9 protein-coding genes and 1 pseudogene are annotated in these 9,567 nt (G+C 37.0%); 7 read left to right on the top strand and 3 right to left on the bottom strand.

The window, feature by feature from the left end:
* The coding region (locus tag P8M54_RS13705) for an aldehyde dehydrogenase family protein (protein WP_300288515.1) at positions 1-1,043 on the top strand (1,043 nt) is incomplete at its 5' end.
* Positions 1,044-1,203: 160 nt separating this feature from the next.
* Here P8M54_RS13705 and P8M54_RS13700 read toward each other — a convergent pair.
* The gene (locus P8M54_RS13700; RefSeq protein WP_300288514.1) at positions 1,204-1,578 is read right to left on the bottom strand and encodes a hypothetical protein; all 375 of its coding nucleotides are present in this window, start codon (positions 1,576-1,578) and stop codon (positions 1,204-1,206) included.
* 14 nt (positions 1,579-1,592) lie between these two features.
* Positions 1,593-2,222, bottom strand: a complete 630-nt coding sequence (gene rsmG, locus P8M54_RS13695) for a 16S rRNA (guanine(527)-N(7))-methyltransferase RsmG (protein WP_300288513.1) — start codon at positions 2,220-2,222, stop codon at positions 1,593-1,595.
* A gap of 105 nt (positions 2,223-2,327) precedes the next feature.
* On the opposite strand from rsmG, the gene P8M54_RS13690 reads away from it, so the two are divergent.
* The 6 genes from P8M54_RS13690 (at position 2,328) to P8M54_RS13665 (ending at position 8,483) form a co-directional block, all read left to right on the top strand.
* Complete coding sequence (locus P8M54_RS13690) at positions 2,328-3,422, top strand: acyl-CoA desaturase (RefSeq protein WP_300288511.1); 1,095 nt, start codon at positions 2,328-2,330, stop codon at positions 3,420-3,422.
* A 78-nt stretch (positions 3,423-3,500) separates the two neighbouring features.
* A complete protein-coding gene (locus P8M54_RS13685) occupies positions 3,501-4,691 on the top strand; it encodes a pyridoxal phosphate-dependent aminotransferase (protein WP_300288510.1) in 1,191 nt (396 codons plus the stop codon).
* Between the two features lie 379 nt (positions 4,692-5,070).
* Positions 5,071-5,529, top strand: coding sequence for a PA2169 family four-helix-bundle protein (locus P8M54_RS13680; protein WP_300288509.1), 459 nt, complete (start codon positions 5,071-5,073; stop codon positions 5,527-5,529).
* A 249-nt stretch (positions 5,530-5,778) separates the two neighbouring features.
* On the top strand, positions 5,779-6,939 hold the full coding sequence (gene purT / locus P8M54_RS13675) for a formate-dependent phosphoribosylglycinamide formyltransferase (protein ID WP_300288508.1): 1,161 nt from the start codon (positions 5,779-5,781) through the stop codon (positions 6,937-6,939).
* 2 nt (positions 6,940-6,941) lie between these two features.
* Complete coding sequence (locus P8M54_RS13670) at positions 6,942-7,280, top strand: DUF6370 family protein (RefSeq protein ID WP_300288506.1); 339 nt, start codon at positions 6,942-6,944, stop codon at positions 7,278-7,280.
* Positions 7,281-7,766: 486 nt separating this feature from the next.
* A complete protein-coding gene (locus tag P8M54_RS13665; RefSeq protein ID WP_300288505.1) occupies positions 7,767-8,483 on the top strand; it encodes a pirin family protein in 717 nt (238 codons plus the stop codon).
* Between the two features lie 132 nt (positions 8,484-8,615).
* Here P8M54_RS13665 and P8M54_RS13660 read toward each other — a convergent pair.
* Positions 8,616-9,567: pseudogene (locus P8M54_RS13660) on the bottom strand (hypothetical protein); the annotation flags it as partial.

Raw genomic sequence — 9,567 nt, 5'->3', positions numbered from 1 at the left:
CCAATCTACCAGCGAGTGCTGCAATGATGGGTAATGTTGTGGTATGGAAACCAAGTGATAGTCAAGTATTCTCAGCTCAAATTATTATCGAAGTTTTCAAAGAAGCGGGAGTTCCTGATGGCGTTATCAACGTAGTTTTTGGAGACGCTTTAATGGTAACCGATACTGTACTAGCTAGCCGTGACTTCGCAGGATTACACTTTACGGGTTCAACTCACGTATTTAAAGATATCTGGGCAAAAATAGGAACAAACATCCACCACTATAAGACTTACCCAAGAATCGTAGGAGAAACTGGAGGAAAAGATTTCATCATCGCTCACTCTAGCGCTAACCCTAAACAAGTTTCTACAGGAATTGTACGTGGAGCTTTTGAATTTCAAGGTCAAAAATGTTCAGCGGCATCGAGAGCTTACGTTCCGCAAAGTATGTGGCCAGCTGTGAAAGAGCAAATTATCACTGATGTAAAATCAATGAAAATGGGTTCACCAGAAGACTTTAGCAATTTTGTTACTGCAGTAATTCACGAAGGTTCTTTTGATAAACTAGCTAGTTTTATTGACCAAGCTAAAAAAGATGCTGACGCTGAAATCATCGTTGGAGGGAACTACGACAAATCAGTTGGGTACTTTATCGAGCCAACGGTTATCGTGACAACAAATCCGCATTACTCAACAATGGAAACTGAATTATTTGGACCGGTTATGACGATTTTCGTTTACGAAGATGCAAAATGGGAAGAGACTTTAGAATTGGTTGATTCAACTTCAGAGTACGCTTTAACAGGAGCTGTTTTCAGTACCGATCGTTACGCAATTGAAGTAGCAACTGTAAAATTACAAAATGCTGCTGGTAACTTCTATATCAATGACAAACCAACAGGTGCTGTTGTAGGACAACAACCATTTGGTGGAGCTAGAGCTTCAGGAACAAACGACAAAGCAGGTTCACCTTTGAACTTATTGCGTTGGGTTTCGCCAAGAACTATTAAAGAAACATTTGTTACTCCAGTAGATTACAGATACCCATTTTTGGGAGAATAAAAAGGTCTTAAAGTTTGAAAGTCGAAAGTCTTAAAGAACTTAACTAGTCCTACTAATATATACCCACAAGATTTCAAAATAATTTGATCCTTGTGGGTTACTTTTTTTTCACCTATTTCACTACTAAGCAAAACTTAAAAAGAAATACTATAATTAAAAATTAATTTAACTTGTAGAGTTCTTCATAGGTTGTGTATGCTTTTCTACTAATAGTATACATTTGAACTTCATTTTCATCCAAAATTAATCCTACACTTTCATCCTTCAGGGGAAAATGAATTTGATAACCCCTTCCATCTTCTAATAAAACTCCATAAGTTTCAATAGAATTTTCGGATTTTATGGAGTTTTGAGTATATTTATACTTGTCGATTTTACCAGTAGTATCTTTAATTATAAATACAGTGGGAGAAAAAATTATCTCAAACTTATTTCCTTTTGGATCTACAGCTTTCCATTTCCCTTGATAACTATCCGATCCCTCACAAGAGGATATAATAAACAAAACTAAAAGTAATAAAATTATTTTTTTCATAAACAGTAATTAGTTTATACCACAAACTTCAACGGTAAATGCACCACTTTTTTAGTTTCAAAGAATTCATCTTCAAAAAAGTCGGCTAAATTATATTCTGTTGCTTGAGGGAAAGCAGCAAGTTCCTCTGTTAAATCCCCTCCTTTAAGATATAAGATTCCGTTTTTCAATTTATGCTTTTGTTGCTTTTTGATTTTGGTTTTTATCCAAGAAACAAAATCAGGCATATTGGTTACCGCACGACTAACAATGAAATCGAAATCTCCTTTTACGTTCTCGGCGCGTAGTTGTTCTGCTTTTACATTTTTTAATTCAAGACCGTCTATAACACCTTGAACTACTTTTATTTTTTTGGCAATGACATCAATTAAATAAAAACGAGTCTCCGGAAAAAGGATCGCTAACGGAATTCCAGGAAACCCTCCTCCTGTACCCACGTCTAGCACAAAGGTTCCAGGTTCGAACTTCATAACTTTAGCAATTCCTAAAGAATGTAAAATATGTTTAGTGTATAACGAGTCAATATCTTTTCTAGAAATAACATTAATTTTTTCATTCCAATCATGGTATAAAAAATCTAATTTTTGGAACTGCTCTATTTGAATAGCAGTCAAATTAGGAAAATACTTCAATATCTCGTCCATCTTTATTTTTTTTAACAAAAGTAATACTTTACAGTTAAAATATTTATGCCAATTTTGTATATCCAAAAATTTATAATAATTATCTTTGAAACTTATTACTGACTTATGAATATCATCGCCCCTACTTTTGCTAAGCAGGATACTCTAAAATTTTTTAGGACGCTTAACTCCCGAGTAAACAACTACTTTAAAGAAAATAACCTGCAAAAAACAGGAAACTGGAAGTTATACTTAAAAACAATCATACTTTTTGCCGTTTTTCTTGCGCCTTACTTTTTAATCCTAACACTAGACTTACCTTTTTGGGGCCATTTACTATTGACGATTGTCATGGGAATAGGTATGGCAGGAGTTGGAATGAATGTGATGCATGATGGGAATCATGGGTCATACTCTACCAAAGGTTGGGTAAATAAATTCATGGGAGGAACCATTTATGTGTTGGCAGGAAACGTATACAACTGGCAGGTCCAACACAATGTATTGCACCATACCTACACCAATATCCCAGGACACGATGAGGATTTAGATGCAGGACGAATTATCCGCTTTACCAAGGATGCTAAATGGCATAATTTTCACCGTTTTCAGCAGTATTATTCTGTATTTTTATACGGACTATTGACTTTTAATTGGGCAATCACCACCGATTTCAAGCAAATGAAAAGCTACTTAAAAAGAAAGTTATCCTATGGTGAGGCTAAAAGCCCCAAAATACTTTGGACTACTTTGATCATTACCAAAGTAATTTATGTATCGATTTGGATTGTATTACCTATCGTTATTGGAATCACTTGGTGGAAAGTGCTAATCGGATTTTTTGTAATGCACTACACAGCGGGATTAATTTTAAGCGTTGTTTTTCAACTAGCACATGTTGTTGAGGAAACAATTAACCCATCACCTAACGAATTAGGAGAAATGGATAATACGTGGGCAATTCACCAATTATTTACTACCACTAACTTTGCACCAAAAAATGCAATCGTAAACTGGTACACTGGCGGACTAAACCATCAAATAGAACACCATATTTTTCCACATATCAGTCATATTCACTACGGTAAAATCGCAAAAATTGTCCGCGAAACGGCGCAAGAATGCAACCTACCCTATTATGAATACAAAACAATGCGTGCTGCAGTTGTTGCGCACTTTAAGCATTTAAAAGAACTAGGTATGAAACCGGAGCTGGCATAACTACAAGAACTAGAACAACTAAACTATAACTAACTACCCTATAAGCTAATAACTAAGTAGGGAATCAACACACAATTAATGAGCAATCCACTTTCAGACAGAATTAACAACCTTGCCACATCACAAACATTAGCAATGGCAGCTTTGGCAAGAGAGCTTAAAGCACAAGGAAAAGACATCATCAGTTTAAGTTTAGGGGAACCTGACTTCAATACGCCTGACTTCATCAAAGAAGCAGCGAAACAAGCTATCGATGACAATTACAGCACCTATTCTCCAGTAGATGGATATGGAGACTTGAAAGAGGCTATCTGCCGAAAATTTAAAAGAGACAATAATTTAGAGTACAAACCATCGCAAATTGTAGTTTCTACAGGAGCAAAACAATCCTTATACAATATCGCTCAGGTGATGTTAAACGGCGGTGACGAGGTTATTTTGCCTGCACCGTACTGGGTTTCTTATTTCGAAATTGTAAAATTATCTGGCGGTGTACCCGTAGAAGTTCCGACCTCTATCGAAACCGATTTTAAAATTACACCTGCACAATTAGAAGCAGCGATCACACCAAAAACAAAAATGATGTGGTTCTCTACCCCTTGCAATCCGTCAGGATCGGTATATAGCCGTGAGGAACTTACTGCTCTAGCAGCCGTTTTGGAAAAATATCCACATGTATATGTTGTTGCTGATGAGATCTATGAACACATTAACTTCTCAGGAACTTTTTGTAGTATAGGATCGATCCCAGGAATGTTTGAAAAAACAATTACGGTGAACGGAGTTGCCAAAGCATTTGCAATGACGGGATACCGCATTGGTTATATTGGAGCACCGGAATTTATTGCTAAAGCCTGTACTAAAATACAAGGTCAAGTAACTTCTGGAGCCAATTCAGTTGCGCAGCGTGCTACCATTACCGCTGTCGATGCTGACCCATCTGTATTAAAACATATGGTAGACGCCTTCCATTCTCGAAGAGACTTAGTGGTAGGTTTACTAAGAGAAATTCCTGGAGTAAAAATTAACGTTCCTGAGGGCGCATTTTACGTCTTCCCTGATGTGTCTTCTTTCTTCGGAAAAACATTGAGAGGAACTGAAATCAAAAACTCCATGGATTTATCAATGTACCTATTAGCCGAAGCCAATGTGGCAACAGTTACAGGTGACGCATTTGGTAATCCTGACTGTATTCGATTCTCTTACGCAACAAGTGATGCCATTTTAACAGAAGCTTTAAAACGAATTAAAGAGGCTTTAGCAGTATAGCCTAAAGTCATAAAATCGAAAGTTAGAATTTCAAAAATCGAACTCACACAATACAAACAAAGCCTCAAGATTTTCTTGGGGTTTTGTTGTTTTTGGGCGTGCCCCAAGGGTCAGGCTATACGCTTTATCTTATATATTGTCCCGAAAAAATCGGGACAATATATAAGGATGCCGCTCCTATCCTTCACGCGAATCACGCTTCTAAAAATCGCAATCGACATTAAAAGACTTCCAATAAAGGAGGTGCATTCAAGACCTATTCAAGAGCTATTGAAAACACCAATCTCATAATATTATAAAAACCAACAAAAATACTGTAAGATAATAACAACAAAATATTCTCAACTTTGTAATGAATAAATCATTAAAAATAAACATCATGACAAATACAGACGAAAAAAGAGAAAAAGTTTTAAGCACGTTAGAAGGATTAATTCAAATTCTTGAAGATGGAAAACTAGGATATACCAATGCATCTGAACACGTAGGAAGCGCTCCTATTAAAAGCGATTTTATACAACTTGCTCGCGAACGTGCTTTATACATTGTAGAATTACAAGATGAAATCAACCGATTAGGAAAAACAACTGATGTTTCTGGCGGCGGAGTGTTAGGCGCGATTCATAGAGCTTGGATCGATATTAAATCATCATTTACAAGTGGCGATGTAGAGGCAATCGTAAACGCTTGTGTCACTGGCGAAGAATCAGCAATTGCAAGCTACGAATCTGCTTTAGATATTGAAGAACTTAGCGCAGATCAAATAGCCTTAATTTCGAACCAATTAACCGGAATTAAAAGCGCATTAATGACAATTAAAGCTAAAAAACTGAACTAAATCTTTAGTTCCTCCTATTTGAAAATACCACTTAATATTCCAACTAAGTGGTTTTTTTGTTTCTAATGAACGCTTCTCTAGATAGTATTTATCTAATAAAAATAGTTATCCTTTGGTAGGTTGTTATTTTGAACAAACTAAGTATTTGACTGATCGTCCTAATCTTATTTTTAACAGAAAATAATCCATCAATTCCCACTGACAAAAAAGCAATTCCTTATTTTTACAAACTAATTAAGACTTCAAAAAATGAAAATACTATTGCTAGGCTCCGGTGAATTAGGGAAAGAATTTGTAATTGCTGCACAACGCATCGGGCAAACCGTAATTGCTGTAGACAGTTATGAGAACGCACCAGCCATGCAGGTAGCTCATGGATTTGAAGTCATTAATATGCTAGACGGTACTGAACTGGACCGCATTGTAGCTAAACATCAACCTGATTTTATCGTTCCTGAAATAGAAGCAATTCGCACGGAACGTTTTTACGAGTACGAAAAACAAGGCATTACCGTAGTCCCTTCTGCGAAAGCGGCCAACTTTACAATGAATCGAAAAGCCATTCGTGATTTAGCCGCCAAAGAACTAGGATTAAAAACAGCTAATTATCGCTATGCTACAACTGCCGAGGAATTACGAAAAGGAGTTGAAGCAGTAGGTATGCCCTGCGTAGTAAAACCATTAATGTCTTCATCAGGAAAAGGACAATCGACTATAAAAACCACTGCCGACATAGAAAAAGCATGGAATTATGCCGTAGAAGGTTCTCGTGGCGATGTTGTCGAAGTTATTGTAGAAGCTTTTGTGAAATTCAATTCTGAGATCACCTTATTAACGGTCGCTCAAAACAACAATCCAACCTTATTTTGCGCACCAATTGGTCACCGCCAGGAACGAGGAGATTACCAAGAAAGTTGGCAACCAGCCCGAATTTCGGATAAGGATTTATACGAAGCCCAAGACATGGCCGAAAAAGTAACCGAAGCTCTTGGTGGCGCAGGACTTTTTGGAGTGGAATTTTTCCTTGCTGATGATGGCGTTTACTTTTCGGAACTTTCCCCACGACCACACGATACTGGAATGGTAACCCTCGCCGGCACGCAAAACTTTAATGAATTCGAATTGCATTTACGAGCTATTCTAAGCCTACCTATTTTCGAAATCACTTTGGAAAAAGCGGGAGCAAGCGCTGTAATTTTAGCCTCTGAAAATTCCACTAATCCAACATTTACAGGAATAGAAAAAATTGCTTACTTACCCAAAACCGACTTTAGAATCTTTGGCAAACCGACTTCAAGACCGTACCGAAGAATGGGTGTGGTGCTTGTAAATGATAGTGCAGAGACAGCAATTGAAGAACTAATAGAGAAAGCAAAAAAAATCACTACCTTGGTCAAAGTAAATTCGTAATTATGAAAAAAATAATCATTGCAGCCCTCTTACTGATTAGTGTATCGCTTAGCGCTCAGGAAAAGAAAGAAGCTCCTAAAGCACAAATTGTTGAAGCTTCTTGTGGTCAATGCCAATTTGGGATGAAAGGCTATGCCTGCGACCTAGCGGTGCGTATTGATGGCAAATCGTACTTTGTTGATGGCACTTCTATAGATTCTCATGGAGATGCGCATGCAGCAGATGGTTTTTGTGCAGCAATCCGAAAAGCAGAAGTAGTTGGTGCAGTGGTAAACGACCGTTTTGTGGCGACATCCTTTAAATTAGTACCCGAAGAGAAGAAAACGGATCAAAAACAATAACAATTCTAAGCTCAAAAAAACTAACACTTAGAACCAAACTACTTCTTGGCAAAGACAATTTCACTCTCTACTGGAATTGAGTTGAAACCGTGTGACTACTTGAACGCCCCTTCTTATTAATATACTTTCAGCTTTTAAAGCATCTAATTCCTTTTGAACACCAGTCTAAATCGGCTGTGACTATTATAATTTTGGTTCCAGAAATCCCTTAAGTTTGAGATTTATCATCCTTTTCTACAGGCGGCATAGACCTATTTTATACTTACCAACCAATGCAAAAGAAAAGGCATTACAGCTAATGACGCGCTACTTTTTTTTGAACTGCTACCTTTACAACAGGAACATCTAGCTCTTTCGGTTAAAATCCAACACTCTTTCGATGCATTAAAATTTAATTTTTACCCATAACCTTTCTTAACCTAGGTTAAGGGTTCGTTGGGACCAATGTAGGTAACTTTGCATTATACTATTGCAGAATTATATCCAATGGAAAATACCGTTTTACATAAAGCAAATACAAGAGGACATGCTGATCATGGCTGGCTACAAGCTAACTTTAGTTTTAGTTTTGGTAGCTGGTACAACCCAGACCGAATTCAATTTGGAGCCTTACGGGTTCTAAACGATGACATCATTGGTGAAGGAATGGGATTTGGCACACACCCGCACGACAACATGGAAATCATTACAATTCCGTTAGAAGGTGATTTAGCACACAAAGACAGTATGGGAAATGCTGCGACTATAAAAAACGGAGATATCCAAGTAATGAGTGCAGGAACAGGGATTCAACACAGTGAGTTTAACCCCAATGCAGACCTAAAAACAAAGTCATTACAAATTTGGCTTTTCCCAAATAAAAAAAATGTCACACCGCGTTACCAACAAATTTCGCTAGACCCAGCAGACCGAATCAACACTTTACAACAAATCCTATCTCCTAATCCAGAGGATGAAGGAGTATGGATTCATCAAGATGCTTGGTTTCATTTGGGTAAATTTGATAAAAATAGCAGCATTACCTACGATTTAAAAAAAGAAGGCAATGGCGTTTACGCCTTTATATTATCAGGTAATTTAACAATAAACGGTCACGAATTAGATACCCGAGATGCTTTAGGTATACAAGATGTAAACCAATTAGCAATTCATACAAATACAGCAGCCGAAATCCTGCTGATGGAAGTTCCTATGAACTACTAATAACTTTCATCAAAACAATTTTACTAGAATAATACCACAGTCGCGTAACAAGAGGTTACATTTTTAAAAACAAAAAGGCTGAATTCAAACCAATGAATTCAGCCTCTTTTCACTACAAATAATCAACCAAAATTATTTCTTTTTTAAATTGATGTTTTCAAAAGTCGAAACATCAATCACTTCCTCTGTGTCTACATCGAAAGATATTTTTATAGAATCTCCAATCATGGTTACAGGCAGCTGACTCGAAATTTGAGACGAACCTACAAAAATATTGGGGTAATCTTTTATTTTAAAATAGTAAAAACTGTTCCCGTTCTTTACATCATTCTGAATTCTGGTTACAACGGAATTCATGATTTTTTTATTCGAAACGCTGTTAGGGTTTATCTTGTTGCCTGACATATTATAGACATTCTTAAACGAAGTCAGGGCTTCTCGCATGGTATTACCAACTCCAACAATAGTATAATCAGATATGGCAACCATAGCGAACATTTTTACCAATCCTCCTTTGTCCTTTAAAGTCATTACATAGGTCGGAATGTTGTTGATATTATACGGTATTGGCAATGAAGCTTCATACCCTTTTTCTTGTACTTTACCCTGCGCAGAGCTTTGTGCAGCATATTCGGTGGCACCACTTTGCTTATAAAAAGTAGCTTCCTTAGTTCTAGTATCTACTAAAACAAAACCTACTGCTGACTCCTCTTTCCCTACCGATGTTAAACCGGTGTACCAGTAGGATTTATTATCATCTCCGTATACCAGCGTTAAACCTTCTGTAATTTGCAGTTTATTAGCATTAGAAAAATTCCAGTAACCATGAACGTATTCTCCCCAATCGTTTAGTTGATCTTCGATAAAACTAATAGGTTGAATTCGGTCTACCCACGTTGGGGTTGTTGCGATTGAATATTCTTTAGTTGCACCCGTCTGAGCATTTACTAGCACAACTCCAACCGCTTCGTTACCACTAAAACCGATTCTTTTTTCGTATTTTGTAACTACCCAAAAAGGAATACCTTCGTCGTCAATTTCAAAACTAAAGTCGGTTAAACCAACCGTACTATAGCCACTGAAA

The sequence above is a fragment of the Flavobacterium sp. genome, from assembly GCF_029242675.1.
Classification (GTDB): Bacteria; Bacteroidota; Bacteroidia; order Flavobacteriales; family Flavobacteriaceae; genus Flavobacterium.
The sequence above is the reverse complement of the archived record's forward strand: the minus strand, read 5'-3'. Positions and strand labels throughout refer to the sequence as shown.

What these genes read in the sequence shown, in the direction of transcription:
- P8M54_RS13700 (WP_300288514.1), bottom strand. Translation starts at nt 1,578, where the DNA reads ATGAAAAAAATAATTTTATTACTTTTAGTTTTGTTTATTATATCCTCT.
- rsmG (WP_300288513.1), bottom strand. Translation starts at nt 2,222, where the DNA reads ATGGACGAGATATTGAAGTATTTTCCTAATTTGACTGCTATTCAAATA.
- P8M54_RS13690 (WP_300288511.1), top strand. Translation starts at nt 2,328, where the DNA reads ATGAATATCATCGCCCCTACTTTTGCTAAGCAGGATACTCTAAAATTT.
- P8M54_RS13685 (WP_300288510.1), top strand. Translation starts at nt 3,501, where the DNA reads ATGAGCAATCCACTTTCAGACAGAATTAACAACCTTGCCACATCACAA.
- P8M54_RS13680 (WP_300288509.1), top strand. Translation starts at nt 5,071, where the DNA reads ATGACAAATACAGACGAAAAAAGAGAAAAAGTTTTAAGCACGTTAGAA.
- purT (WP_300288508.1), top strand. Translation starts at nt 5,779, where the DNA reads ATGAAAATACTATTGCTAGGCTCCGGTGAATTAGGGAAAGAATTTGTA.
- P8M54_RS13670 (WP_300288506.1), top strand. Translation starts at nt 6,942, where the DNA reads ATGAAAAAAATAATCATTGCAGCCCTCTTACTGATTAGTGTATCGCTT.
- P8M54_RS13665 (WP_300288505.1), top strand. Translation starts at nt 7,767, where the DNA reads ATGGAAAATACCGTTTTACATAAAGCAAATACAAGAGGACATGCTGAT.